Origin of the sequence: Brevibacillus sp. HB2.2, from assembly GCF_013284275.1 — a bacterium.
Lineage (GTDB): Bacteria > Bacillota > Bacilli > Brevibacillales > Brevibacillaceae > Brevibacillus > Brevibacillus brevis_D.
Genome location: NZ_JABSUV010000009.1, coordinates 19,499 through 45,601, shown reverse-complemented (window position 1 = coordinate 45,601; position 26,103 = coordinate 19,499). Strand labels below are relative to the sequence as shown.

30 protein-coding genes, 1 other RNA gene and 3 riboswitches are annotated in these 26,103 nt (G+C 48.4%); of the genes, 9 read left to right on the top strand and 22 right to left on the bottom strand.

Features of this window, described 5'->3' with window-relative positions; all coding sequences use genetic code 11:
- From def to HP401_RS08380, 7 genes are all read right to left on the bottom strand, one after another.
- Complete coding sequence (gene def, locus HP401_RS08410) at window positions 1–477, bottom strand: peptide deformylase (protein ID WP_015891995.1); 477 nt, start codon at window positions 475–477, stop codon at window positions 1–3.
- Window positions 478–493: 16 nt separating this feature from the next.
- Entirely contained in the window at window positions 494–2,929 is a 2,436-nt protein-coding gene (gene priA / locus HP401_RS08405; protein WP_173604714.1) for a primosomal protein N', read from the bottom strand.
- Entirely contained in the window at window positions 2,926–4,173 is a 1,248-nt protein-coding gene (gene coaBC, locus HP401_RS08400; RefSeq protein ID WP_142496518.1) for a bifunctional phosphopantothenoylcysteine decarboxylase/phosphopantothenate--cysteine ligase CoaBC, read from the bottom strand. The genes priA and coaBC overlap by 4 nt, the downstream gene beginning before the upstream one ends.
- Before the next feature lie 75 nt (window positions 4,174–4,248).
- Window positions 4,249–4,455, bottom strand: a complete 207-nt coding sequence (gene rpoZ, locus HP401_RS08395; protein ID WP_007728388.1) for a DNA-directed RNA polymerase subunit omega — start codon at window positions 4,453–4,455, stop codon at window positions 4,249–4,251.
- Window positions 4,456–4,459: 4 nt separating this feature from the next.
- Window positions 4,460–5,080, bottom strand: a complete 621-nt coding sequence (gene gmk, locus HP401_RS08390) for a guanylate kinase (RefSeq protein WP_173604713.1) — start codon at window positions 5,078–5,080, stop codon at window positions 4,460–4,462.
- Between the two features lie 16 nt (window positions 5,081–5,096).
- Window positions 5,097–5,357 (bottom strand): extracellular matrix/biofilm regulator RemA, encoded by a 261-nt coding sequence (gene remA / locus HP401_RS08385; RefSeq protein ID WP_015891999.1) that lies wholly within the window; start codon window positions 5,355–5,357, stop codon window positions 5,097–5,099.
- Between the two features lie 24 nt (window positions 5,358–5,381).
- Entirely contained in the window at window positions 5,382–6,269 is an 888-nt protein-coding gene (locus HP401_RS08380) for a YicC/YloC family endoribonuclease (protein ID WP_173604712.1), read from the bottom strand.
- Between the two features lie 178 nt (window positions 6,270–6,447).
- Between HP401_RS08380 and HP401_RS08375 the strand changes: the two genes are divergently transcribed.
- The 3 genes from HP401_RS08375 to HP401_RS08365 are packed head-to-tail and all read left to right on the top strand — an operon-like array spanning window position 6,448 to window position 9,047.
- Window positions 6,448–8,187 (top strand): Rqc2 family fibronectin-binding protein, encoded by a 1,740-nt coding sequence (locus HP401_RS08375; RefSeq protein WP_173604711.1) that lies wholly within the window; start codon window positions 6,448–6,450, stop codon window positions 8,185–8,187.
- Between the two features lie 36 nt (window positions 8,188–8,223).
- A complete protein-coding gene (locus HP401_RS08370; protein WP_173604710.1) occupies window positions 8,224–8,565 on the top strand; it encodes a DUF2512 family protein in 342 nt (113 codons plus the stop codon).
- Between the two features lie 32 nt (window positions 8,566–8,597).
- Complete coding sequence (locus HP401_RS08365) at window positions 8,598–9,047, top strand: hypothetical protein (protein WP_016742008.1); 450 nt, start codon at window positions 8,598–8,600, stop codon at window positions 9,045–9,047.
- An 89-nt stretch (window positions 9,048–9,136) separates the two neighbouring features.
- Here HP401_RS08365 and ssrS read toward each other — a convergent pair.
- From ssrS to HP401_RS08340, 5 genes are all read right to left on the bottom strand, one after another.
- A non-coding RNA gene (gene ssrS / locus HP401_RS08360) (6S RNA) lies at window positions 9,137–9,327 on the bottom strand.
- Between the two features lie 111 nt (window positions 9,328–9,438).
- Complete coding sequence (locus HP401_RS08355; protein ID WP_173604709.1) at window positions 9,439–10,209, bottom strand: enoyl-CoA hydratase/isomerase family protein; 771 nt, start codon at window positions 10,207–10,209, stop codon at window positions 9,439–9,441.
- Between the two features lie 18 nt (window positions 10,210–10,227).
- Window positions 10,228–11,403, bottom strand: coding sequence for a CaiB/BaiF CoA transferase family protein (locus tag HP401_RS08350; RefSeq protein ID WP_173604708.1), 1,176 nt, complete (start codon window positions 11,401–11,403; stop codon window positions 10,228–10,230).
- A 131-nt stretch (window positions 11,404–11,534) separates the two neighbouring features.
- Window positions 11,535–11,885 (bottom strand): DUF4870 domain-containing protein, encoded by a 351-nt coding sequence (locus tag HP401_RS08345; RefSeq protein WP_015892006.1) that lies wholly within the window; start codon window positions 11,883–11,885, stop codon window positions 11,535–11,537.
- A gap of 96 nt (window positions 11,886–11,981) precedes the next feature.
- Window positions 11,982–12,263, bottom strand: coding sequence for a hypothetical protein (locus HP401_RS08340; RefSeq protein WP_155801101.1), 282 nt, complete (start codon window positions 12,261–12,263; stop codon window positions 11,982–11,984).
- Window positions 12,264–12,544: 281 nt separating this feature from the next.
- On the opposite strand from HP401_RS08340, the gene HP401_RS08335 reads away from it, so the two are divergent.
- Complete coding sequence (locus tag HP401_RS08335) at window positions 12,545–12,715, top strand: YjzC family protein (RefSeq protein ID WP_007728413.1); 171 nt, start codon at window positions 12,545–12,547, stop codon at window positions 12,713–12,715.
- Between the two features lie 48 nt (window positions 12,716–12,763).
- On the opposite strand, the gene HP401_RS08330 is transcribed toward HP401_RS08335, so the two are convergent.
- Window positions 12,764–13,018 carry a hypothetical protein gene (locus HP401_RS08330; RefSeq protein WP_172140263.1) on the bottom strand — a complete coding sequence of 85 codons (255 nt, stop codon included), beginning with the start codon at window positions 13,016–13,018 and terminating at the stop codon, window positions 12,764–12,766.
- 91 nt (window positions 13,019–13,109) lie between these two features.
- On the opposite strand from HP401_RS08330, the gene HP401_RS08325 reads away from it, so the two are divergent.
- A complete protein-coding gene (locus HP401_RS08325; RefSeq protein ID WP_172140261.1) occupies window positions 13,110–13,643 on the top strand; it encodes a DUF309 domain-containing protein in 534 nt (177 codons plus the stop codon).
- On the opposite strand, the gene HP401_RS08320 is transcribed toward HP401_RS08325, so the two are convergent.
- Both HP401_RS08320 and HP401_RS08315 read right to left on the bottom strand, forming a co-directional pair.
- A complete protein-coding gene (locus HP401_RS08320; protein WP_254457034.1) occupies window positions 13,640–14,194 on the bottom strand; it encodes an RNA 2'-phosphotransferase in 555 nt (184 codons plus the stop codon). The genes HP401_RS08325 and HP401_RS08320 overlap by 4 nt on opposite strands.
- 18 nt (window positions 14,195–14,212) lie before the next feature.
- Complete coding sequence (locus HP401_RS08315; protein ID WP_172140259.1) at window positions 14,213–14,893, bottom strand: CPBP family intramembrane glutamic endopeptidase; 681 nt, start codon at window positions 14,891–14,893, stop codon at window positions 14,213–14,215.
- A 194-nt stretch (window positions 14,894–15,087) separates the two neighbouring features.
- Between HP401_RS08315 and HP401_RS08310 the strand changes: the two genes are divergently transcribed.
- The 3 genes from HP401_RS08310 (at window position 15,088) to HP401_RS08300 (ending at window position 17,996) form a co-directional block, all read left to right on the top strand.
- Window positions 15,088–16,287: an MFS transporter gene (locus HP401_RS08310; RefSeq protein WP_172140656.1), complete on the top strand. Its 1,200-nt coding sequence runs from the start codon at window positions 15,088–15,090 to the stop codon at window positions 16,285–16,287.
- A gap of 98 nt (window positions 16,288–16,385) precedes the next feature.
- Window positions 16,386–16,865 (top strand): CcdC family protein, encoded by a 480-nt coding sequence (locus HP401_RS08305; RefSeq protein WP_172140257.1) that lies wholly within the window; start codon window positions 16,386–16,388, stop codon window positions 16,863–16,865.
- Window positions 16,866–17,015: 150 nt separating this feature from the next.
- Window positions 17,016–17,996, top strand: a complete 981-nt coding sequence (locus HP401_RS08300; RefSeq protein ID WP_173604794.1) for an arsenic resistance protein — start codon at window positions 17,016–17,018, stop codon at window positions 17,994–17,996.
- Window positions 17,997–18,051: 55 nt separating this feature from the next.
- On the opposite strand, the gene HP401_RS08295 is transcribed toward HP401_RS08300, so the two are convergent.
- Window positions 18,052–18,867, bottom strand: coding sequence for a VOC family protein (locus HP401_RS08295; protein WP_173604707.1), 816 nt, complete (start codon window positions 18,865–18,867; stop codon window positions 18,052–18,054).
- Between the two features lie 78 nt (window positions 18,868–18,945).
- Between HP401_RS08295 and HP401_RS08290 the strand changes: the two genes are divergently transcribed.
- Window positions 18,946–20,115, top strand: a complete 1,170-nt coding sequence (locus HP401_RS08290) for a CapA family protein (protein WP_173604706.1) — start codon at window positions 18,946–18,948, stop codon at window positions 20,113–20,115.
- A gap of 13 nt (window positions 20,116–20,128) precedes the next feature.
- On the opposite strand, the gene HP401_RS08285 is transcribed toward HP401_RS08290, so the two are convergent.
- The 6 genes from HP401_RS08285 to zwf all read right to left on the bottom strand — a co-directional run bounded on the left by HP401_RS08285 (window position 20,129) and on the right by zwf (window position 26,102).
- Window positions 20,129–21,394 carry a homoserine dehydrogenase gene (locus HP401_RS08285; RefSeq protein WP_172140251.1) on the bottom strand — a complete coding sequence of 422 codons (1,266 nt, stop codon included), beginning with the start codon at window positions 21,392–21,394 and terminating at the stop codon, window positions 20,129–20,131.
- 86 nt (window positions 21,395–21,480) lie between these two features.
- Window positions 21,481–21,594, bottom strand: a riboswitch (SAM riboswitch).
- 65 nt (window positions 21,595–21,659) lie between these two features.
- Window positions 21,660–21,766, bottom strand: a riboswitch (SAM riboswitch).
- A 94-nt stretch (window positions 21,767–21,860) separates the two neighbouring features.
- Complete coding sequence (locus HP401_RS30145) at window positions 21,861–21,995, bottom strand: hypothetical protein (protein WP_256435351.1); 135 nt, start codon at window positions 21,993–21,995, stop codon at window positions 21,861–21,863.
- 159 nt (window positions 21,996–22,154) lie between these two features.
- Window positions 22,155–22,360: riboswitch (cobalamin riboswitch) on the bottom strand.
- A 33-nt stretch (window positions 22,361–22,393) separates the two neighbouring features.
- The gene (locus HP401_RS08280) at window positions 22,394–22,909 is read right to left on the bottom strand and encodes a DinB family protein (protein WP_173604705.1); all 516 of its coding nucleotides are present in this window, start codon (window positions 22,907–22,909) and stop codon (window positions 22,394–22,396) included.
- A gap of 17 nt (window positions 22,910–22,926) precedes the next feature.
- Window positions 22,927–23,568 carry a cyclase family protein gene (locus HP401_RS08275; protein WP_173604704.1) on the bottom strand — a complete coding sequence of 214 codons (642 nt, stop codon included), beginning with the start codon at window positions 23,566–23,568 and terminating at the stop codon, window positions 22,927–22,929.
- A gap of 21 nt (window positions 23,569–23,589) precedes the next feature.
- Window positions 23,590–24,579: a Gfo/Idh/MocA family protein gene (locus HP401_RS08270; protein ID WP_173604703.1), complete on the bottom strand. Its 990-nt coding sequence runs from the start codon at window positions 24,577–24,579 to the stop codon at window positions 23,590–23,592.
- Window positions 24,580–24,602: 23 nt separating this feature from the next.
- Window positions 24,603–26,102: a glucose-6-phosphate dehydrogenase gene (zwf, locus tag HP401_RS08265; RefSeq protein WP_173604702.1), complete on the bottom strand. Its 1,500-nt coding sequence runs from the start codon at window positions 26,100–26,102 to the stop codon at window positions 24,603–24,605.
- Between the last annotated feature and the right edge of the window lies 1 nt (window position 26,103).

Here is a 26,103-nt window from a genome sequence, read left to right as displayed (position 1 = left end):
TTATTCCCCTTCCTGGTTCGGGTTTACTTTGTACACCTTGTCAGCTACATCGATAAAGAGGACACCGTTCAAATGATCGATCTCGTGTTGAGCACAACGGGACAACAGGTCGTCTGCCTCGAGCTCAACCACATTCCCGTTACGGTCATGACCGCGCAGCTTGATCCACTTGTGGCGACGAACGTCTCCTTGCAGGCCAGGAATGCTCAAGCAACCTTCTGGATAATCGTATTGCTCCCCTTCATGCTCAATGATTTCCGGATTGATCATTTCAATTAGTCCATCACCGCAATCCATCACGATGACACGCTTGGAAATGCCCACTTGTGGAGCAGCCAATCCTACACCGTCTGCATCGTACATCGTGTCTGCCATATCATCAAGCAGCTTGTGCAAGTTGGAATTAAATTTGGTTACGACCATTGCCTTTTCACGCAAAATCGGATCTGGATGTTTTACAATTGTGCGAATCGCCATGTGTTTCATATCCTCCCTAAAGCAGTACGTAAGGGTCGACGTCAATCGTCATCAATACTTTCTGCTGTTTGTTCCATTCTTCAAACGCAGCCGTCGCCTGAGCGAGCAGCTCTGACAGTTGCGGTTCATCACGATATTTTAGCATGATCTGAAAACGAAATCTATCCTTCACCCTTGCAATGGGCGAAGCCACAGGGCCCAAGAGGATCGTCGTCTGTGCCAAACGCTGCCGCAAATAGTCAGCCATCGTATGCGCACCACGGATCACAACAGGTACCTCCTCGTGGCTAAACGTAATTAATACGAGACGGAAATATGGCGGGTAGCCTGTTCGTCTGCGCTGCATCATTTCATCCTGATAAAATGCGGGATAATCATGTTTAGTCGCATGAACAATGCTATAGTGCTCCGGTGTATACGTCTGAATCACAACATCTCCGTCCAGCTCATGCCGACCTGCTCGTCCACCTACCTGCGTCAAAAGCTGAAATGTCTTCTCCGCTGCACGGAAGTCGGGCAGATGCAAGGACGTATCCGCTGCAATGATGCCCGCTAGCGTCACTCGTGGAAAATCAAGTCCCTTGGCAATCATCTGCGTACCGAGCAGAACGTCGCCTTGACCTGAGCGGAATTTATTTAGCAGCTCTTCGTGAGAGCCTTTTCGCGAGGTCGTGTCCACGTCCATTCGGATGACCCGGATTCCAGGGAAAAATTTTGCCAGCTCGGCTTCCACCTTTTGCGTCCCCGTACCAAAAAAGCGGATATGCTCACTTTGACACTCCGGACAATGCTTAGGCTGTGCGATGGTGTATCCACAGTAGTGGCAGCGCGCCGTATGATTCGTTTTATGATAAGTAAGCGAGATGTCGCAATGAATGCAACGCATCGTATATCCGCAGGAGCGGCACATGACAAAGGTAGAAAAGCCTCTTCGATTAAGGAAAATGACCATCTGTTCCTCTTTTGCCAATCGATCCGCAATCATCTCATGCAGCTTCCGGCTGAACATCGAGCGATTCTGGGCCTGTAGCTCCTCGCGCATGTCCACGACATGTACCTCTGGCATCGGGCGATTCCCGACACGCTCCGGCATACGTAACAGCTCGTATCGGCCTCGCGTAGCCAATGCATACGTCTCCAAGGCAGGAGTCGCGCTTCCCATGACAAGGACACCCTGATTCTCTTTCGCTCGCCACAGCGCTACTTCTCGTGCATGATATCGCGGGGTCTCTTCCTGCTTATACGAGCTCTCATGCTCTTCATCGATCACAATCAAGCCAACATTCCGAAACGGAGCAAAGATGGCAGATCGGGCGCCTACCACCACTTTGACTTGCTTGCGAATGATCTTGCGCCACTCGTCAAAACGCTCTCCTTGCGACAACGCACTGTGCAAAACAGCTACATCTGCGCCAAAACGAGCTTTGAAGCGCTCTACCATTTGCGGAGTCAGTGCAATTTCAGGAACGAGAAAGATCGCCTCGCGCCCTTTTTCCAACGTGCGTTCGATCGCTTCAAGATATACTTCTGTCTTACCGCTTCCGGTAACCCCGTGGAGCAAGTAAGAAGCATAGGTTCCCGATTCAATCGATTGCAAGATAGGTGTCAGTACCTCTTCCTGTAACGGGGTAAAGACAGGCTTTTGCTTTTCCTGGAATCGTCGATTCGCGTAGGGGTCCCGGTAAACCTCCACTTGCTCGATCGCGATCCAGCCTTTTGATTCCAGGCTTTTCAGTGGAGAACGCGTAATTCCGTATTCATCCCGCAGCATTTGTACAGATAAGGACTGCTCCTTGTGCATGAGCATCAGTTGAAGGACACGGCGCATCTGCTCTGCCCGTGCTGGCAACGAACCAATCGCTTCCTCCAGCTTCCCCTCATCCAATAAGCTTCGGACAAATGATTGCTGCTTGCGAGTTATTTTGTCTCTTACTTGATACTCCGTAGCAAGCAGACCGCTTTGTATCCAACCCGGAACGAGCAAATACTCCTCTGCAAATTGTTTCTCCACTTCTGTCAGCGGTAGTTGCCGTTTGCGGAACAATTCCCACAGAAGCCCCGATCTCCCGCATGCCTCTTCGTCCAATGCGTCTGTCGCTGTCAACCACTTCTCCGACTTCCCTTTGAGCACAGCCGGAAGCATCGCCTGTACAGCTGTTACCCACGGACACAAGTATTGCTTGGACATCCATTCGCTCATCTTTAGCAGCTCTGGCGTGAGAGGAGGAGTGTCGTCTTGTACCTGCACGACATCTTTTAGTCGCGAACGATCTGGTATGGCTTGGTCGTCCTCTACGATCCCGATAACATAGCCTTGCAATTGACGAGGGCCAAACGGGACAACCACGCGGCTGCCAATGCGAATCAGTGGACGCAACCAAGGCGGAACATGGTAATCAAAAGGTCGATTCGTTCGATTGACCGGAACGTCCACGATAATTTGGGCAATCATGACAGGTCTTGGAGCGGTCTATGCTCTTGCACCGCAAGGACAGCATCAAACAGCTTGTCTGCCACAGCCCGCTTACTCAATTTATCCAATGCCAGTTGCTCGCCGCCACGGGTTAGCAAGGTCACGATATTCGTATCGCTCCCCATACCTGCTCCCTCAAGCAACACATTATTGGCTACGATCATATCGAGATTTTTTCGCTCCAGCTTGGACTGGGCATGCTGTAACACATTTTGGGTCTCTGCTGCAAAACCTACGACGAATTGCTTCGTTTTGCGCTCACCAATCGTCTTTAAAATATCGGGTGCTTTTTCTAGCACGAGGTCGAGTGGACCATCACCCTTTTTCAGCTTATGTTCAGCTACATGCTTCGGTCGATAATCGGAAACGGCTGCTGATTTGACGACAATGTCACAGTGTGGCAACTGCTCCATGACGGCATCGAACATTTCTTGTACCGATTCCACCGCGATGAATTCTACTCCATCAGGACGTGCCAAGGTTGTCGGCCCACTGACCAACGTGACCTTTGCCCCTCTGTCTCGTGCCGCTTCCGCGATGGCGTAGCCCATTTTTCCTGAAGCATGATTGGTTATGTAACGAACGGGATCAATTTTTTCACGAGTCGGTCCCGCTGTGATCAGTACGTGCTTGTCCTGCAAATCTTTTTCTCGGATCGTTTGTCTGGTCTCATCGGCGGCAAACCACTGACGCACAGCTTCGACGATTTCCTCTGGCTCCGCCAAACGTCCTTTGCCAATCCAGCCACAAGCCAAAAGCCCGACACCCGGTTCCACAAACCGATAACCATAAGCGGTAAGCTTATCCATATTGGCGATAACCGCAGGGTGATTGTACATATTGACGTTCATGGCAGGCGCGACCATGACAGGCGCTTTCGTAGCCAATACAGTCGTCGTCAGCATATCATCCGCAATACCATTCGCCATTTTGCCAATCACGTTTGCCGTTGCTGGCGCGATCAAAACGAGATCAGCTCGATCAGCCAGTTCAATATGGCTAATCACATGTGGATCTGGCTCCGTAAATGTATCTGTATAAACAGGCAGGTGAGACAAGGCTTGAAACGTCAAAGGCTGAATAAACTGCAAGGCGCTCTCTGTCAAAATGACATGCACCAATGCACCTGCTTGTGTCAGCTTGCTGGTCAGTGCAGCAGCCTTATAAGCAGCAATGCCGCCAGATACTCCAAGAACAATTCGTTTTCCTGCAAGCGAATGCATCTGCACTCTCTCCTTTCTCCCCTATCCGTAATCCGAAAAAAACAACCTCGTGAGGTTGTTTTTAAAGGTGACTGCTTATTTGCGACCGTCCAAAAACTCGTGAACGAGCTCATCGGAGATGAACTCCTCCAGTGCCAAACCTACAAACTTTTTGGATTTTGGTCTCACGACTTGAACTTCGCTGTTTTCGCGAAGCTGACGCGCACGCTTGGATGCGACTGTCACCAGGATGTACTTGCTCTCTGCCTTTTCGGTCAATTCGTCAATAGATGGATACAACATAATTCTATTCAACCTCCTGTAACCATTTGCGATATTTGTGAACCTGACGATCTTTTTTCAGATGCTCCGCTGTAATAATCGCTTGGATACGATCACACGCCGATTCGATGACGTCATTGACGACTACATAATCGTAGTGATCCATGAGCTCGATTTCAGCACGCGCCACTTCCATGCGTTTGCGAATGATCTCTTGTGATTCTGTCCCGCGTCCCACGATCCGGTTTTCCAGTTCGTTTAAATCAGGCGGAGCCAGGAACAGGAATGTACCTTGCGGGAAGCTCTCTTTTACTTGAAGAGCACCCTGAACTTCAATCTCAAGAATGACATCGCGGCCCTCATTGAGCATATCGTCCACGAACTGACGAGGGGTTCCGTAGTAATTCCCCACGTATTCTGCCCATTCCAGGAGAGCATCTTCTTCAATCATCCGCTTGAACTCTTCCTGGCTTTTAAAAAAGTAATTAACTCCTTCTACCTCTCCAGGACGCGGCTGGCGTGTGGTAGCGGAAACAGAATACACCAGATCAGGCATCACTTCACGAAGTGCCTTGCATACCGTTCCTTTTCCCACACCAGCTGGTCCGGAAAGAACCAAAAGGAGACCACGATCAACCATGCTCATTGTTTACACTCCTACTTTATTCGTCCGATTCGTCATCCTTTGTAGTCAAGCGCTGTGCCACTGTTTCTGGCTGTACCGCTGACAATATCACGTGATCGCTGTCTGTAATAATGACCGCACGTGTACGTCTCCCATAGGTAGCGTCCACTAGCATGTTGCGATCGCGCGCTTCCTGGATGATCCGTTTGATAGGAGCGGACTCCGGACTTACAATTGAAATAATGCGGTTGGCATTGACGATGTTGCCAAAACCGATATTGATTAGCTTGATTGCCATGACGGCCCAGCCCATCCTTTCATGCTACTCGACATTCTGTATTTGCTCCCGCATCTTCTCCAGTTCTGTCTTGATCTCGACAGCCAAATGCTGAATGCGCAAATGATTCGCTTTGGAAGCAATCGTATTGGCTTCCCGATTCATTTCCTGGAGCAGAAAATCCAGTTTTCGACCAATTGCTTCTTCTTTGCCTAATTGATTGGCAAACTGTTGGCAATGACTATCTAAACGGGTCAACTCTTCACTAATATCACTTTTATCAGCGAAAAAGGCAACCTCTTGTGCTACACGAGCAGGGTCCAATTCAAAAGGAGTCAAACCGGCCCACTCACTTACGCGTTGCTCGAGTCGGCCCTTATAATCTTCCTTACAAAGTGGGGCCAACCGGGAGATCTCCCGCGTCCATGTGTTGACGGCAGTCAGGCGACTGGCTAGATCAGCGTGCAACAGTTTACCCTCGGTCTCTTTCATCGAAACGAGATCCAAGGCGGCGCCCCTGACCAGGTCTTGGAGCCACTCTGCCAGCTCCTCCACATTGTCGTCCTCTGACTCTTTGGTATGTATCACGCCAGGAAAGTGTAGCAGATCCTTGACGGTTAAAGGCGTCTCTAGCGCAAAACGCTGAGTCATCTCGCGGGAAATGGAGACTAGCTGTTCAGCTACATCCCAGTCAATGTCCATAACCGTAGCAGAAGAACTTTTCCCTTCCACTGAGACAGTGACATCGACACGCCCTCTTCTGACATACTGTGCAACCAGCTTACGAATCGAATCCTCAAGCATATTCCACGCTTTGGGCAGGCGCACGACAATCTCAGAAAAGCGGTGATTCACTGCACGTATCTCGACTGTTGCTCGAATGGAGCCTTTGCTATCTTCTTTTCTACCGTAACCAGTCATGCTTCGAATCACAAGTTTTCACTTCCATAGACGCAAAATCGTTAATTTATTATAGGAGACAACTCTTGGCAGTGTCAACCGAAGCACCCCCACCACGATGAGATTCCTCCTTGCTCTGACTTATGCTACACTGTGACTGGCAGCTCTCTATCTATTATTCTAGCCATTTTTTTGATCTGAGGTGACTTTTGTGGCATTTGATGGCGTAGTAACCCGCTCTGTTGCGCGGGAATTACATAAACTGGTAGGAGGACGCATCTCAAAAATCCACCAGCCCCACCATAGCGATATTATTATGCAAGTACGGACACAAGGAGAAACGGTAAAATTCCTCCTGTCTGCAAACCCGACCTATCCCCGCTTGCACATCACGACAGAAGAATTCACGAATCCGCTGGAAGCTCCGATGTTTTGCATGCTATTGCGCAAGCATTGTGAGGGCGGCGTAATTGAATCCGTCCAGCAAATCGGGATGGAGCGAATCATTCACATCGACGTACGCACCCGGGATGAGCTGGGTGACACGGCTGTCCGACGCATTATTGTAGAGATCATGGGCAAGCACAGCAACATCATCCTCATCGATCCTGCAACCGGAATGATTTTGGATAGCGCCATGCATGTGACGCTCGCCATTAGCCAGTACAGACAAGTTACGCCCGGCAGACCTTACGTCACTCCTCCGAGCCAAGATAAACGCGACCCTCTCACTGTAACCGAGCAAGCGTTTATTTCTTCCCTCGATTGGAACGGCGGTCGTTTGGACAAGCAAATCGTAGATGGCTATACCGGGATCAGTCCCTTATTGGCAAAAGAAATTTTGCACAGAGCCAGCCTCGCGAATCGTGAATCACTGTGGGCTGCCTTTTCACAGGTGATGAAAGCAATCAGCGATCATGCGTATGTGCCATCCATTGTAGAGGCAAACGGCAAAGCGTATTTTCACGTCGTCGAGCTGACACATCTCTCAAATGGAGTTACCACCCCCTATCCTTCCGTCCAAGAATGCTTGCAGGCATTTTACGAAGGGAAGGCGCTCCGTGACACTGTCAAACAACGTGCGCACGATTTGATTCGCTTTGTCACTGTTGAGCGCAATAAAAATGTAAAGAAAATCGAGAAGCTCGAGCAAACGCTGAAAGATGCGCATGAAGCAGATCTGTTTCGTCTGTACGGTGAATTGATCACCGCCAATATGCACCAAATGAAGCGAGGGGATCGCGAGCTCGTCACAGTCAACTGGTATGACGAAGCGGGAGGTACCATCACCATTCCGCTCGACCCATTAAAGACCCCGTCGGAAAATTTGCAGTCGTATTACAAACGGTATAACAAGGCCAAAAACAGCCTTTCCATCGTGAGTGAGCAGATTGAGCATGCGCAGGCTGAGCTATTGTATTTGGACGGCGTATTGGTCCAACTAGAACATGCCACCTTAAAAGATGCCGAAGAAATTCGCGAGGAGCTCGTTGAGCAAGGCTACATGCGAGATCGTAAAAAACGCGGTCCGCGCAAGAAAAAAGATACCCGACCAGAGCTGGATACGTACATTTCTTCGGATGGCATTGAAATTTTGGTCGGCAAAAACAATAAACAAAATGAATACCTGACCAACAAGCTCGCATCGTCGCAAGAAACATGGCTGCACACCAAGGATATTCCTGGATCCCATGTGGTCATTCGCGCTCGGGAATTTTCGGATGAAACGTTGCTTGAAGCAGCCAATCTGGCCGCTTTCTTCAGCCGTGCCAAAGAAGGAAGTCAAATTCCCGTAGATTACACGCTCGTGAAGCATGTAAAAAAACCAAGCGGGGCCAAGCCAGGCTATGTGATCTACGAACAGCAACGAACGCTGTATGTCACACCAGATGAAGCACTCATCCGCCGTTTAAAATCAAACACCTCTTCTACGAATAGTGCGACTACCTAAGTTCATACTAAGGGCATGAAAGGTGGTGTTCGCTCTTTGAACATCGTTCTCAAGCTCTTGTTTAACGGAATCATTGCCATTCCAGGGCTTTGGTGGTCAGGGACGTCCCTTATGTTTGCCGTGCTCGCAAGCATGATTGTCAGTTTACTGGGTTATGTATTGGATTTGACAATCCTCCCTCGTACGAACAATACGTTTGCAAGCACCGCTGATTTCTTGTTCGTGTATGCCTCCTTGTGGCTTGGCTGTTACCTGTTTGGTCAGACCATATCCTTATCAGGTTTGTTGTTGACGACATTTGCCATTACGGTGGTCGAATACTTTTTCCATGGTTACCTGCAACGGCACGGCGTCCACCATTCCAAACATCCGGGCTGAAGCATCATTTCTATTTTGGAAGGAGGATCAGGATGAACGTTATTGGCATCATCCAGACCGATCTGAACGAATTCAACGTGCTGTTTGAGCAGCAAGGTGGACAAGGCGGAAACGGACAAGGACAGCAATCACACGACGGCGGACAAAACAACCAACAAGACCAAGACAGCGACTCGATGTTTCTCAGCTTTCTCGATGAACAACCGAGTTCAAATGAACACAGCGGGCAAGGGAACAGTCAAGGCGGAGGCCAAGGCGGACAACAACAAAATGGCCCGCAAGAGCTAACCGTCCGCATTAAAGGAATTCCTGAGGGACAAAAAGCGAATTTCCTGCAAATGTATCAAATTCTTCAGGATGCCCAGGACTCCCAAACCCTTGAAAAGGACCTGACCATTGTCGATCACGGGGACCAAGATCAGGGCGCCCAAAAACAAGGGCAGGGCCACGGCTCGGGCAAGCAAAACAAAACCACTCATTAGTTTGAAGACAAAAAACAAAAACCACCTGGAAGCAGATTCCAAGTGGTTTTTGTTTTTGCTATCGGCAATTCATTGCATTCATAAACGGCCAAGTCCCCGCTCTGCCGTTGACCTCATGTTTCTATAACCTGCGCTCACACAGGTGGGCGACCCTTCTGCACTTCAACCTTCCCATGCATCCAAAAAGGAGGTGGGCCTGACATCCATCACAGTTTCCGTCTCCCGAAAAACACGTATAAGGTTAGAAACATTTACGGCCTATCGTACATCGCAGGATCTTGATATCCCTACTTTAACACAGAATGGCCCTTTGCTCAACGGATAAAGTTCCCTTTGGACTTTTCAATCTTATCAATCCCACGAACTAAGCATTTCCCTGCCCAAAAAATCGCTACGTCCGCTTTACCTTCGCTTGTACGAGCGTCTGAAATTCAGGACGTGCGATCAGGGACGGCTGCTGTTGCTTTTCCCAGGCCAGGGCATATTCGAGGCCGTGTATTCGGCAGCGTCCCAACCCTTCTTTGGTTACGGCGTACGCTTGTTTCGGCAGGCGACGTACCGCAGCAACCAATTTTTCAACCTCACTATCGACTTGACTGGCTTCAACCGCTCGATAGATCAAGCCGATTTCCTCCGCCTTTTTCCCTGTAATCCTTTCTCCCAGCAGTGCGAGCCGCTTCGCCCACGCCGTACCAACAAGCCTCGGCAAAAGGTATGTCCCGCCAAAATCCGTTGTCAGACCGATCTGGACAAAAGGCTCCTGCAACAGAGCATCTTCCGTCGCAATGACAAAATCAGCATGCAACGCAAGATTGAGTCCCGCTCCGACGGCTACTCCTTCGATGACTGCAATCACAGGCTTTGGCATTTGATGCAAGTTAGTGATGAAATCATTAATGATCGTCAATGATTGATCAGCATCACTTTTATCCGTCAGCGCAGTCAACACGCCCAAATCCGCACCGGAGCAAAAGTTCCCTCCTGCTCCCCGCAAAATAAGCACATCGACTTCCTCATCTGTTGAAGCTTTTGCAATCGCGTCCTGCAAAAGGGAAAACATTTCAACCGTCATCGCATTGAGGACGTGTGGCCTGTTTAGCGTCATCGTGCAGATTCCATCCGCTTTTGATACGATCAATTGTGTTTGATGATCCTGTTCCATCCTTTTTCTCACCCTTTCCTATGAAGAAGCGACAGGAATAACCCCCTGCCTTTGCAGCCGACTCAAATCCTCTTCTGTGAGGTTCAGCTTGCGTTTGAGCAGCTCGTGCGTGTAATCGGTGTACCACGGGGGTGACAACCTCTCCGCCCTATAGCGATGCGCGAAACTCCGCTCTTGATTGGGCGACTTCTTTTCCAAATAAGGAAGCGTATACGCTATTTCCCTGTTCGCAACGTACGGATTGTCTGCCCAGTTTTCCCAATCTTCAACGGCGGTTAGACAGCAATCCACCTCACTGCCCAACTCACTCCACTCGGCTTGGGTTCTGGACAGAAACAGTGCTTTCATATCGTCAAACATCTCTGGATGCAGAGCAACGCTAGCCCGGTGGCATAGCTCCCAGTCTGCTCTTCCTACCGCGCGGCAAAAATTGAGCCAGAACTTCTCTTCCAACGCAGCAAGTGCGACATACTGACCGTCCGCTGTCTCATAGACCTGATACGCCAACAAACTCCCTCTCCCGGTCTCCCGTCCAATGGAGGAGCTGTATGACATAAACAGTGCGTGCAGCCCTGTCCAAGAACTAAACAAGTCAGCCGACGAAACATCCAAATAAGCTCCCCTGCCTGTCCGCGCGCGTTGCACAAGCGCCGCGCATATTTGTTCACTGGCATACAGCCCGAGCGCGTAATCAGAAAGCGGAATATCTGCAACGACAGGCTTGCCTTCCAGATCGCGAACGAGAGAGAGAAATCCACTTACTGCCTGGACATTCAAGTCATGCCCTCCTATTTGGTATAGATCTCCGCTTTGGCCATAGCCCGTCACAGAGCAATAAATGACCGCAGGGTGCATCTCCCACAGGTGGTCGTAATCAAGTCCCAAATGTCGCATCACACCTGGTCGATAGCTTTCCACCACGACATCAGCCTGTCTGGCCAGAGCAAACGCGAGCGCTTTTCCCTCATTCGTCCGCAAATTCAAGGAAATACTTTTATGATTGCGATGTGAACGCAGGTAAAACGCTCCCGTCTCTCTAGCTTCCGAATGAGAAGGTCTGGTTAACCGTGAGTGAGCTTTGTCGTGAAACGGTTCCACCTCAATGACCTCTGCCCCCAAATCAGCCAGGCGCATCGTACAAAGCGGACCTGGAAGATGGCGAGAAAAATCAACTATTGTCACTCCCGTCAACATGATTTGACTCCCCCTTCACCGACTACACTCCCTTGTAATTCGAGATGAACGACTGTTCACCCTCTTTTTTAATGGAAAATTCAAACAAATATAAAAAGCCGTCCCACGAGGAACGACTTTCCCAAGAACGGTTATTTGATAAACCGGAGAGTGAGCGGGTAACGGAATTCTTTTCCCTCATTCGCTTTCACCGCAGCGATGATCACGAAGATCGCCCAAAAAATAAAAAGGGCTCCCAATAATAGTGCGCCGATAAAAATGATGATCAATAAACTTGAAATGGCGGCATAAATCATGACCGAGATGCTAAAATTCAGGGCTTCTTTTCCATGCTGATAAAAAAAGGCTCCCTCTTCACGCTTGATCAACCATACGATTAAAGGTCCTAATACATTGCCAAACGGAACGACAAAACCAAGGAAGGCAGATAGATGTACGATCATCGCCCACATTCGTTCCTCTTTCCCATTCAGGAATTGCATATCCATACCTCCCTTACCCCTTTTCCACTATTGTACGACAAATTGCACGAAACTTGCGAAAAAACGAAAAAAGCGCCACCCCGGCGCCTTTCTCTATTAATACTTGCTCTCGTTACTTCCGCCGTGACTTCCACCATAACCGCCACCGTATCCGCCACCATAAGAGGAGCCGTAACCATCGAAGCCGCCATCGTAACCGCCGTAACCGCCGCCAAAGTGTTCAAAACCACCAAAGTGACCGTGACCGTGTCCACAACTACGACCGTATGGCTTACAATGGGTTCTGTAGTGTGGCTTGTAGAAGCAATGCTTTCTGTACACTTTCTTTTCGCAGCATTTAAAGCATCTGCGACGAGATCTTCTGCATCCGCAACTCATTAACCTCACTCCTTCCTTTTCGTTACATCTACAAGGTATGTAGGTGATGACATATCGGCATGGACAGAAGTCTAGATTCTAGTCAAAATCAGCGGATGTCTCGTAGGCTGTTTTGCAGTAGGAGTGGTCAAACGCTGATGGAATCGCTGTTTTTCCGAGTAAGACAGCGGACCAGACAAAGCGAGAATTCAAAACTTATCGTCAATAAAAGGGAGGGCATTAAGCCTGTATACCGGGTCATACTAATGCAGATGACAAATCCTTAGGAAGAAGGTGCCTTCGTGGGAGAACACAGCCGTTTTCGTGAAGGAGAAAAGTCTCCGAAAAATGCCGTATACATGGAGATTGGTGAGTCCGGTGCAAGCGTGCAGGACCCGATGATCATCGAGCTTTCCAGAGGAGAAAAGTTCCCCGCTACACGAAATAAAAATCGCGTATGGACGCAAAAGTAAGAAATGCAAAAACCAACCTGGCACCATGCACAAGGTTGGTTCTCTTTTTTACGAATGGTCTTCGTCTTCGTCGTCGTTTTCTTCCTCTTCGTCTTCTTCATCGCCGCTTACGTAAATAATGGTAACACCCAAGCTCTCCAATAACGAAAGGACTTCTTTGTTCAACTCCTGATCCATGAGCAATCCTAGGCTTTCCACAAGCTCGAGCTCTTCCAGCTCACCCTGTTCAGCATCCTCGATCAGTTCTATGATTTCGGTCATTCGCTTTTTTTCCAATACGGCTACGAGTTCATCTCTTGTCATAAATCGTTTTACACCTCATTTTCTACTCTCTATGCTTTATAATAGTACATAAACGATCCATTGAAAACCAAGCAGTGAGGTGAAGATCACCATGTATCCGCAACCGTATCTGGATTATTTGATCCAGTTTCATGTAGAACGCGATTATTTTGAGTGTCATGAGATTCTCGAGGAATATTGGAAAAGCGCTCCTCCCCATGAGCGACAGCCCGTGTGGGTGGGTTTGATTCAAATCTCCGTCGCTCTTTATCATCAGAGACGCGGGAATCAGGCAGGTGCAATCAAGATGCTCACGAGCGCCATTTCCCTTGTCAAAAAGCATCATCTAGAGATCCAAAAGCTTGGGTTGGATAGCGAAAGTCTGGCGAGCCTGCTTGAAGAGCGTCTGACAGAAATGCAAAATGGTCAGCCCTATCGAAGCATGTCCCTGCCCATGTCCGATGCTTTGAAACAGGCGTATCAAGAGGCTTGTACGATGCAAAATCACCCTGAGCATCGGGATAGCGATATGCAAGACGCCTACTTGCTGAATAAGCATACCTTGAGGGATCGCAGCGACGTTATGGCAGAACGCCAGCACCAGCTACAAATGCGCGAAGCACGTCGGAACAACGAGTCAAACTAATCTGCGTACAGCTGTAAATAACTGGATGGGATAGCATCGCTCAAGCAATAGTGCTCACCCACTCGGTAAAAGCAAATGCCGGTTTCATGGGCTTCCTTTGCATTCACAGTGACGAGGCGCAATGTGTCTGTCGGCTCTCCAATATGCTCCGGTTTATCCGCAAGCTGCACGTACTCACTGGCGATCGGCAACAGGCCGCCAGTGAGTACTTGTTTCAATAACTTTCGATGTGTCCCGTAATAGAGAACATCAGGTGGTACGATCTCCATGAGCCTGCTTTTTGCAATCGAGGGCAAAAAGCCGTAGGTAACTCGAATGAGTGATCCCCCGTCCCATTCGATACTCCGTTCCGGATCGAATTCCACGACTTGATGAAGATCTTGTCTGGTTATGTATGCGCACCCTTTCAGCGTATGAAGATATTTCAGTAACGGCTCAACCGGGGTATACCCATACGTGTCGTAGTAGAGTTGAAATGCTTCACTGTTTTGCCGAAGTATACTAAGCAATCGCTTGCGAAGTCTCGTTTCTTCATATATCGCCAGCATCATTTTCTCCCTCCTATCCGGTCAATAAATCCAGAGAACAACAGCTAGGGCGAGACCCAAATCCGCGAGTAAATGACTAATCCAGTTTGGATAAATCGAAGGAAACATTTCTTTCAGCCATCCCCATATCAGCCCTACACCAAAAACCAACGATGTAATGAACAAGCCGTTTTGCAAACCAAATAGGAGCGTAGAGATAATCAAGTGATACAAGGAATAAAAAAAGCCGGAAAGAAAAATGGAAAGTAAGTGGGATAAGGATGCACGAAACCGTTGCAATACGAAGCCTCGCCAGAACAATTCTTCCAGCAGCGAGTTAATGAAAATAAGATAGACGGAAAAAACCCAAATCCAGCGGCGGTTAATCCCCCATGCTTCCATGCCTGCTCGAACAGCTTCAGGTCTTCCCGGTTCCTGCAAGAGCAACCAAAGTCCAGCCAGCACTCCTGTCAGCATCAGAACGCCAAGTGCCAGTCCGTATAAAGTACCCTGCCATTCAAAACTTCCCCACGCGGACTGCCATTGCTTACGCAAATCCCCTTCCCACCATCCGTGAATGACGGGAATACAGATGCATACGAGCACATGAAAAGAAAAGAACGTGATAATGACACTATGCTTTTCCACCAGTCCGTAAAAGATCGTGAGTGTCGCAGCAAACCCATACACGATCAACAGTAGCAACGTTCGTTTTCGCGCCATTTACGAATATCTCCTTTTGGGCGTAATGGCCGCAGCATGGCGTTAGTTTGTCCGTTATGAATACGAAGAATACCCACAAAGACAATAAATATACAAGCGCTTGCATGAATGCTATACTAGAGGAATCGCTTTTTCTCAAAGGAATGGATCGGTTCAAATTTTTACCTATCTAACGAATGTTTGGAGTGGCTCTCATGTTATGGCGTAATCGTACCTTTCTGCTTTTAATGAGCGGAGAGATCGTCGCGGGAGCGGGCATGTGGATTTCGATTATTGCCAATCTTTCGTTCATGCAGAAACTTGTTCCTTCTGATACGGTGAAGGGCTTGATTCTGATGTGTGGATTGGTGGTCAGCATTCTCCTCGCCCCAAAAGCGGGTGTGGTGATTGACATGTACGACAAAGGCAAGATCATGCTGTTTGCCAGCCTGATCCGGACACTTAGCCCAGTCTTCATGTTCCCAGCTCTTGCAAACGATTCTCTTCTGTGGATGATCGTATCTCTGATTGTGATGCAATGCTCTGCTGCTTTTTATTTTCCGACCGTGCAGGCTTCCTTGCCAGCCATCCTTTCTCAGGACGAGTTACTCAAGGCGAACAGCGCATATTTGAATATCTCTACGCTCTCGCGCATTGGCGGAACAGCAATCGGCGGTATACTCGTTGCGTCCATGGATCTGTCCATGCTGTATGTATTCTCTATCATCGCGTATGCAGTACTCGCTGTGGTCACGCTCTTTCTCCGCATTCCTCCCGTCACTTCTCGGAAAATTCAGGAAAAAGTGGAGTTTCGCGAAGTACTGACGATCTCGCGACAAGACCCGGCTTTGTTTGTTGGACTGATTAATAATGGGTTGATCACCTTGTTCCTTGGCGGTGTGAACCTGATGATCTTGAACTTTAGTGAGCTGCAACAGGAACCTCAGCTCATGGGATGGATCTATGCGGCAGAAGGAATCAGCATTTTGATCGGAGGGCTCTTGGCAAAGCGTTGGATAGGTCACAGAAATCTCGTGGCAGCTTCCACCATCATGCTCTTTTTCTTCGCGCTGTCCCAGTTTGGCATGTCATTCGCCGATAACAAATTCATGGTCCTTGCTTCCTTCTCCGTGTTCGGCTTTGTCGTTGCTTTCTTCTTCCCGGTTACCGCAACAATTTTCCAGAAGCGCCTACCACCACACCAGCAAGGGCGATTCTTTTCTTTCAAAAGCATGCTAGATCGTGGATTTTTCTTGTTGGCTCTTGCGATTACAGGAGTTGGGCTGGACCTTCTCGGTATTAGCGGCTACCTCCTCTTCATCGGCTCGATAACACTGCTCTTTGGCTTGTTAACTTTTATTTACAGTAAAAAGCATAAGCTGGATGTTCGCTCTCATGATGAAGCCGCTGCCTAGTATCGGAATGGAACGTACCATGACAAACGCTTTCCTATCGACCATGCTTTGGTGTACACTAGTGAATGTACGTTGAACACGAATGGAGGCGTTTTTCCATGCAGATACTTTCCTCTCCCGTTTTGGGAATCCTGCTGCCTCTCGTGATGGCTATTGCAGTGATCTTTTTGAGAATGCGTCGGCAAAAAAAGCCGGCTTCTGCAAAAAGCATTATTTTGCCACCATTTTTTATGGCGACAGGGTTTGCGATGTTCTTGTTACCGGAGGCGCAATTACCGCCCAAGTTTGATATCGCAGCCTTTGTGGTTGGGGTAATCTTTTCGATTCCGTTGATTATGACGTCACGCTTCGAAATCATTGGGCAAGATGTGTATTTGAAACGGTCCCGTGCGTTTTTCTTCATTTTGTCCGGTCTGTTGGTCATCCGGCTGATTATTAAACTGTTGATCAATGATAGCTTTACACCGATTCAAACAGGTGGACTGTTCTTCTTGCTCGCATTTGGTATGCTCGTGCCTTGGCGTATCGCGATGCTGGTGATGTACCGGAATTTAACCAAAAAGACGTTTGGCACCTAGCAAAAAAACCACCTCCCTTTCGAGGTGGTTTTTGGTTTGCTCCCTGCCCTGGAGCGTAAAAACGGGCAACGTCGCTATGTCTTACATGGTCAGAATGCTTGGAGAAGATTGAAAAATACGGGTTCGTGTTAGGAAGGGGAAGTGCAGGAAGTGATTTCAAGAGAAGAATTGGAAAAGAATCAAGTATGGCTCTATGCTTTCGTACTACTGATTGCCGCTGGAGTAGGCTTGTTATGGCCAGCATCCAGTGAGAGCTTAGATAGCATGATATCGTTCATACTTGCCATCTTACTGTATGCGATGTTTGCCCAAATACCGTTTTTTCGTTTAAAAGAGGCATTATCGAATCGAAAGTTCATTTATGCACTGCTTGTTACGAATTACATAGCGATACCTATCCTTGTTTGGGGGTTGACCCATTTCCTTCCAAACGATCCAGCAATACGATTAGGTGTACTTCTCGTTTTGCTTACTCCCTGCATTGATTATGTTATCGTCTTTACACAACTTGGGAGAGGGAACGAGAAGCTTGTTCTGGTTTCAACCCCTATACTCTTTGTTACCCAAATGCTTTTATTACCTATTTATCTAGGGCTTTTTATGGGCAAGACATCGGCGGAAATTGTGAGTGTCGGACCGTTTTTCGAAGCATTTTTTGGTCTTATTGTTGCTCCACTGGTACTTGCTCTCCTTACGCAATGGTGGTCTAGACGCCAACCATACGGAGAACGTTTTCTTGATGCTACAGCATGGCTTCCTGTGCCTTTTATGGCACTCACCCTTTTTATTGTTGTTGCCTCTCAAATCTCTAAACTATATACCTCTTTTCATTTTATTAGCCAAGTGATTCCCATCTATGTAGCCTTTATGGCCATAGCACCGATTATTGCATGTATCGTTTCTCGTATATTCCGTTTAGATACTGGAGCAGGGCGGGCTCTTATCTTTAGTGCAGGAACCCGAAACTCTCTTGTCGTTCTTCCTTTTGCACTGGCGCTACCTGAACCTCTAAACGGGGTAGTGTCTGCTGTCATCGTCACGCAAACCATTGTAGAGCTGATTGGGGAACTATTCTATATTCGTCTTGTTCCACATGTACTTTTACGAGAGTCGAAGGGAAATGCTGATTAAACGATCTACAAGGGGTGGTGTCAACTTCATTCATACCACCCCTGGTTCTAAATAACTATTCCAGCTCTGCTAGAAAGTAAGATCCTCCACCAATCTTATACTCGCTATCCTTGCCCCCTCCTGTCAGCCTCGCAAAAAACGGTCTTTGCCCGCGTTTTTTCCATGCAGTCTGCGCCATTCCCTCCTCAGTCGGTTGGCAAAGTACTACATTTCCACCCGGAAGTTCAAACGCTTGGCAGATAGCCCCCAGTTCTTTATCGTGGAATACTTCGCTCTTCTCCCACCCAAACCAGCTTTGCCAACATGCTGTTGCTTCTTCCAGATCCGTCACGGCATACCCTACAGACTTGAGTTGGGCAGCACCATTCGGATGTGCGCCAATGATGCCGCGGTTAGTCAAATCCTCTCTTCTCTCTGCATCGGTTTGCGACCATTCAATGAGAAAGGGTGGGAGAAGAGTACTCTCAGCATCTTCGAGGAACAACATCCGCCATCGAAGCGTCGTGCCATCCTCACGTGTACGACTTCCCGCAACAGGTCCCGTAACCTGCAAGCCTTGGCTTCGCAAGCGCTCTGCCCACGCATCCATCTCGTTGGTCCGAAGCGCAATCTGGCCAAATCCTTCTCCCTTTGCCTCATCTTCGATGCTTTGACGTATGAGCGGATTCTCTGATTGTCGAGCAAGCTCAGGGTGTTCAACCGCCAAAAACTCAACATAGGAAAGCCCGAAATAACTAAGGCTATTCCATGTCCCCCAAGACGCATGACGCCCTCCAGCTACCGCATGAAAACCCGCTTGGCAAAATTGCTCTGCTGCTTCCTGAGGAGTCCGATGTACAAAATGAACCAAATGATCAAAAGTTAATTGCACCTTTTTTCTCCCCTTTTTCGTATTACTTATAGGATATCAAAATTCATTTATGTAAGGATAGAAAGACAAGGGGGAAAAATGAACGAGAACAGATCAAGCCGGATACATGCTCGGCGCAAGCGCTCACGCAGAAAATGGGCACGTGTGGGAAAGAACACGCTCCTCTTTAGCGTGTTGGCCATCTTCGTCGTCGGAACCTACTACCTATTCCAAACTGCCATGGATAGAGAACATGCCAACCCGAACACCCAGCCTGCTCCTGATAATACCGCGAACCAAAAGTCTTCCGTGCAGCTCACCTTTGTCGGTGACATTATGATGTCAGGAAACGTTGAGAAAACCTTACTTGCAAACAGCTATGACTACCCATACAAACATGTAAGCTCGCTCTTTTTGCAAGATGATATCACCATTGCCAATTTGGAGACGCCGATTACCGCCACAGGTGTTGCTGCTCAAAACAAGGAGTATGTTTACAAATCATCGCCACTTGCTGTTCCTGCCATGAAAAACGCTGGAATTGATGTGGTGAATCTGGCCAATAACCACTCCATGGACCAAGGCATTCCGGGATTGCTGGATACCTTTGACGCTTTAGACGAAAACCGAATAAAATACGTCGGTGCCGGTAAGGATGCCAGCCGCGCCTATTCACCTGTTTTCCTAGAAAAGAACGGCATCAAGATTGCGATTCTCGGCTTCAGCAGGGTCATTCCCGAAACGAGCTGGTTTGCAGGGAATTCCCAACCAGGTATGGCCGCTTCCTATGATCCTACACTAGCAGTGAAAGCGATTCAGGATGCGAACAGCCAAGCGGATCTCGTGGTGGTGATTGCACACTGGGGCAAAGAACGCTCCGATTATCCTGTCGATCATCAAAAGGAGCTGTCTCGTGCCTACATCGATGCTGGTGCAGATTTGGTTGTCGGCGGTCATCCCCACGTACTGCAAGGCTTTGAACGATACAACGACAAATGGATTGCGTATAGTCTTGGCAATTTCATTTTCACACGATCAAACGAACCCAAGACTTGGGAAACAATGGTCCTGCAAGCAAACTGCTCCAAAAGTGGTGATTGTGAGCTGACGATGCTTCCCTATCATGCAGAATTGGGACAGGCTGTACCCATGAATGAAAGCAACGGAGCTGCCCTATTAAAGCGCATTGAATCCATTTCTGAGCATGTCGACATACAAAGTGACGGGCGTGTGCAGCCACGTGTAAAGGCAGTGGAGACTGCTCCCTGATAAAAGAAGCCGTTTACGCAGATTCAAGAATAGGGAAGCAGCGCACTTCTAAGCCAAAATCATTTTTCAATAAGGACTCATGCTGTTCACTGATTCCCGTCACAATCAACCCTGCGCGCAAGACGCCCCCCAAATCGAATTGAACTTTTAGTTTATGCACGTTCACTCCTGCCTGCTGAAGGAAATGCAAGACACGATCTGGCGTCGCAGTATGACATGAGCCCTCCAGATAACATAGGACGTGTTCTGCCGAATCCACCGTGCCTCCAGCTTTGTCAGCCGTTTTTTCTTTCCAGGTAGGATGCGGTGTGAATGGCTGTGTCAATAAATAGGCCAAATCCTCCACGACTGCACTTGCTGTTGGGAGCTCTCCTGCCCCTCTTCCTGTAAACAACAAGTCTCCCACGATGTTGCCGGATAGCTGGACAGCATTAAACGCATCGTGGATTTGCGCCAACGGATGGCTCAGCGGAAGCATGGTTGGTTCAACAGATAGGCGAATGCCTTTTTCGGCTTGATAAGCCTGCGCGATCAGCTTAATCCGGTACCCTAAGTCGCTTGCAATCCGAATGTGACCTGCAGACAAATCTGCAATTCCTTTGCGAACAACATCCGCTAAAGGCAGCGATTCCCCATAAACAAGCTGTGCCAGGATATACAATTTGTACATAGCATCAAAGCCTTCTACATCCGAACGAGGGTCTGCTTCCGCATAGCCCAGCTCCTGTGCTTGCTTGAGCACCTCCTGGTAGGAGAGCTGCTCTGCTTCCATTTTCGTCAAAATGAAGTTCGTTGTTCCGTTGAGAATACCGCGAACGCCTTGGATATCGTTCGTACGCAGGAACTGCCGGAGCACACTCAAGATCGGGATACCCCCAGCCACACTCGCTTCATAGGCAAGATGCACTTGATGCTGATTTGCCAAATCGACTAGCTCTGTTCCTTTTTTCGCCAGGAGTTCTTTGTTGGCGGTTACCACATGGCAGCCCTTTTCGATCAAAGCACGTACGTAGTCATAGGTAGGTTCTACACCGCCCATGACCTCCACCACAATATCCACATCGCTTCTCAATACATCCTCAAAATCTGTCGTCAGTAAAGCCGGGTCGACATGAACCGCCCGCTCTTTTTCCGAGTCACGCACCAATGCCTTGACGATCTCAATTCGTTTTCCCAGACGAGAAGCCAGCTTCTCCTGTTGTGAACGGATCGTTTTGATTACGCCCCCACCCACTGTCCCCAATCCCAATAATCCCACACGTACTACTTCTGCACTCATCCTGACCACCCCATACTCCGAATTTTAGATAAAAAGAAAAGCCATCTTCGATAAGAAGAAGGCTTGATAGCAGCTAATGCTCCCCCTCCTTATCTCCCAGGACACGTATATGTCCTGCAGGAATTGGCACCTTGTCACAAAATATACGTGACGGTTGCCGGGCTTCATCGGGCCAGTCCCTCCACCTCTCTGGATAAAGAAAATATGAAATTAAAAAAACCTTCTTCGCTAAGAAGAAGGTTGATCTACTAATAGAGTAACCCGCTTCTTATCTTTCGAGACGAAACGTCTCGCAGGAATTGGCACCTTGTTGCAATATGCAACGGTTGCCGGGCTTCATCGGGCCAGACCCTCCACCTCTCTGGATAAGAACCATTTATGCTGTTGAGCTTTATTCTAAGAAATTCCAAGGCAAGCGTCAACAAAATTCTTTCTTTTCTGATTGCAAGCTGATTTGGCAAGGATTTCATTTGTGGGTGAACAGGCTTTCTACCTCTTCCATACTGCAGCAAGCACAATGAAACACGCCCTCCTGGCATTCCTCAAGCTGCTCTTTTTCCACAACATATCCGCACCATTGGCAAATAAAAAGTTGCATCATTGCTCGCCCTCCTTTTCTATTATTCTGCCCAAAATAAAAAGAGCATTTTCCGCTCGACCGTAATGATCGTTAGAAAATGCCAGAAAAGGAGGGGCATACATGTCCACTCGCTGTTTTTCGCAAGCCATCTCTAACACCTCCCTATCTCCCGTAGGTCTATCAGTGTTGTCGAAACAGGCAGGTCTCCTGACTATGGGTTCATCGCCTAGCGTCGCCTTCCCCGTCTATTTTGATAGACCAGTGGCTTGTTGGACGCTGACTCCCCTCTTACAGTGGCGGGACCGTGTCGGATTTGCACCGAGCTTCCCTATTATCCTTGTGGCGAGTTGGTTACGCCCTAAGGAACCTGTTTCCACCTATGAAATTGTCTATTTTCACTGCTACCTTCAGATTTTACCTTACCCCAAATACCGCTCTTTCAAAATGCGAGTGTGATGAGCTTCATGTCCAGCAATCACATAGGCCAATGTCCTTGCAGATAGCTTGTTTCCGTTGGCAAGTCCTGTACGCAACCACGCTTCTGGAGAGATCCCTCGCACCAAAGCGATGGTGGAAGCACGGACAGCCTTATACTCTTCCAGTAAATCAGACAGGTCTCTTAGCTGAAAACACCCGTGTTCAACAAAAGCATTCTCATCAAATCCGACGAGGGGTGTCTGATCTCCTCTTGCGATTCTCAGCAAGCGGTAGCTCATGATGCGTTCTGCATCGATGAGATGACCCAACACCTCTTTAACCGTCCATTTGCCTGGCGCATACCGATAATCAATTTGCTCGGGGGCAAGGGACGAAAATAACGCGACGATCCTCTCTCCTTGCTGCGTGAGGATCGTTTGGAACTCCCCCTCCGGTACAAGACCCATGTAATAGTCAAAATAAGCAGCGTATTCATCGCGCTCTGGTCGTCTGAGCATATGTTTCCCACTCCTCGTCATTCAGTTTCAATAGACAAGTTACTATGTAAACCTTCAAACAATAGGACCCTTGCCGGGGCTGCATCTGTGCCAACCAGCTTGAGTGGTGCAGCTACCAGAAAATACTCGCCTGGCGGGACCTCTGCTAGCCGCAAGCCTTCCACGACAATGACTCCCGCCGCAAACAATTTTTTATGTGTGGGGTGACCTTCCTGGCTGCGTTCGATTCCAAGTGCATCGGTACCAATGCCACGAACCCCCAACTCACTTACATATTCCGCCCCTTCTTCAGACAGAAAGATAAATTCAAAGGAGAACGCCTCTTCAAAAGAGTTTTTCGTTTTAAACAGGACAAAATCTCCTCGCTCAAGATCGAAGCTCTCCAAGTCAGCGCGAGTGATCCTGTCCTCGACCGCTGTGAGATCAAGAACTTTACACTTGCCCACTAGCTTCTCCAAGGAAATACTCTCAAATGTATCACCAGCATTGACCATGTGCAGGGGAGCATCCACATGGGTACCCGTGTGGAGGTCCATGTCGATTCTCGATTCTGTTACATAACCGTTGGTAGCGGTACGTATTTTCGGCTGCTTTTCAGGCTTGTTTTTATACACCGTCATTCCTTCGTACACGGTGGCGGTCACATCATACATTTTCATCCCAAACGCCCTCCCTTTTGCCTACTGTTTTTTTCGATCCGCTGGAAAAACAATCCCCATCTGCCTTCTCGCTTCATCCATGACCTGCATGGCCATTTTGGAAACTTCATGCGAATTCGTTGCAGATTGTCTGGCCCCGATCTTCGCCAAGTGTAGGAATTCTCTTATTTCATAATGCATGGTCTTCGGGGTCTGCGGCCTTGCTACTTGCTCGGTTCGACCGTCCCTGTAACGAATGTCCACTTCTTTGAGATGGTTGATTCGATCGATCACCATCGTTGCGTCCTCCCCTTGAATTTCTGCTGGCTGATAGGAGGTCGTAATTTTCGAGAAGCTAATGATGGCATCCATCTCTCGATACTTCAACAACATACTGCCTTCTCCGTCCACTCCAGAATCAAGCACGATTCCTTCTGCTTTGATCACGTCTGGTTTGCCAAAAAGGATGAGTAACGGATAAAGACAATAAATACCAATGTCCATCAAGGCTCCGTTTGAAAAAGCAGGATCAAAAGCACGTAAAACCTTCCCTTCGCGGTAGGCGTCATAGCGCGAAGAATATTGGCAATTGCTAGCAATATAACGTCGTACTTTTCCCAGCTTGTGCAGGTTGTCTTGTATCGCAAAAAAATTCGGCAACAGTGTAGATTTGACAGCTTCCATGAGCAGCACGTCATTTCTTTTCGCTGCCTCGATCATTTCTTCTACCTCAATCGCATTAGAAGCCAGGGGTTTTTCACACAATACGTGCAGCCCCGCTTCCATGCACTGGATCGCTTGTTCCGCGTGGCAGGAGTTGGGGCTTGCAATATAGACCGCGTCGATATTTTTGCTTGTAACCATTTCTTCTAGGCTGCTATAGGCGAATGGAGCATGGTACTTGTCCGCGATTTCTTTGGCGCGTTCGATGGTACGTGAATAAACAGCCTGAAGAGAAAATCCTTCTACTTCTTGACCAGCCTGGATAAATTCCTCGGTGATCCAGTTCGTTCCGATTACGCCAAATCGCATCTCATCCGCTCCCTTTTCTTTTTCTATCTCGTTGCAGTGACTGGCAGTCGTTCTTCGACCTTATCCAGCCACCACACGAATCCGTCTGCTGCAAGCAATTGCTCTGCGGCCTTTGGTCCGAATGAGCCTGCTTCGTACGTAAAGAGCGGCACCAAATTTTCAGCGAAGGCTTCCAAAATCGGTGTCACCCACTCCCACGACAGCCGGACCTCATCCCAATGCGCAAAGTAAGTGGAATCCCCTCGGAGTGCATCGAACAAGAGCAGCTCGTACGCTTCTGGCACGTCTTTTGTCCCTGAACTGAAATCTACCGTCACCGGCTCAATCTTACCGCTATTTGTCGGATTCTTACTATTTACCTGCAAAGCAATACCTTCATTTGGATTCACACTGATGATCAACAAATTAGGCGATGGCGTTTCATTTTGCTCTTGATATAGCTTTTCGTGCGGATTTTTGAACTCAATGACGATCCTGGTTGATTTCTCTTGCAGTCTTTTTCCCGTGCGAATATAAAAAGGTACCCCTTCCCAAAACGGGTCATCAATCCAGACACGCGTGGCAATATACGTTTCTGTCATGGAAACGGGATCGACACCAGGCTCGTCCCTGTAGCGAGCTACAGGCGTTCCTTGAATATGTCCTGCGCTATACTGACCGCGAATCACGTGGGTCCCGACTTCTTCTTTCTTCATCGGGCGCACGGCTGCCATCACCTTGCGTTTTTCTTCGCGGATATGAGCAGATGTGATTCGCTTCGGAAGCTGCATGGCGATAATCATCAGCATTTGCAGCATGTGATTTTGGAGCATGTCCCGCAGTGCTCCGGCTGGCTCGTAATATCCAGCCCGGTCCTCGACACCGACCGTTTCATTCGCCGTAATTTGTACGTTGGCGATGTATTGATTGTTCCAGAGAGCCTGGAAAACCGGGTTCGCGAATTCGAGAGCTTCGAGGTTTTGCACCATCGGTTTCCCCAAGTAATGGTCAATGCGATATATTTCTTCTTCTGAAAATGCTTTTCCCAGCTTTTCATTCAATTCTTTCGCGGATTGCAAATCATGCCCAAACGGTTTTTCAATGATCAGACGCTTCCAGCCTGTCGTTGAACCCAGTCCGCTTTCTTTGACATTGGTTGCAATTCCATCGAAAAATTGCGGGGCCACTGACAAGTAAAACATCCGGTTTTGCGGAATCTGCAGCTCTTGCTCTCTTTGTAGGACCAGATCATGTAACGTTACATAAGCACGCGGTTCCATGACATCTACTTCCGCATAGCGACAAACAGACAAGAAAACATCTAGCTCGCGGGAATCAATCTGGGCGCGACGGGAAAATTCATGGACAGACTGGCGAACAGATTCCTGAAATTCGTCATCAGACCAGGCCCTTCTCCCCACACCAATAATCGAAAAGGCAGCAGGCAACTTTTGATCTACAAATAAGGTAAAGAGCGCAGGGAAAATTTTGCGTTTGGCTAAATCTCCTGTCGCACCAAAAAGGACAAAGGTCATCGCTTCCATC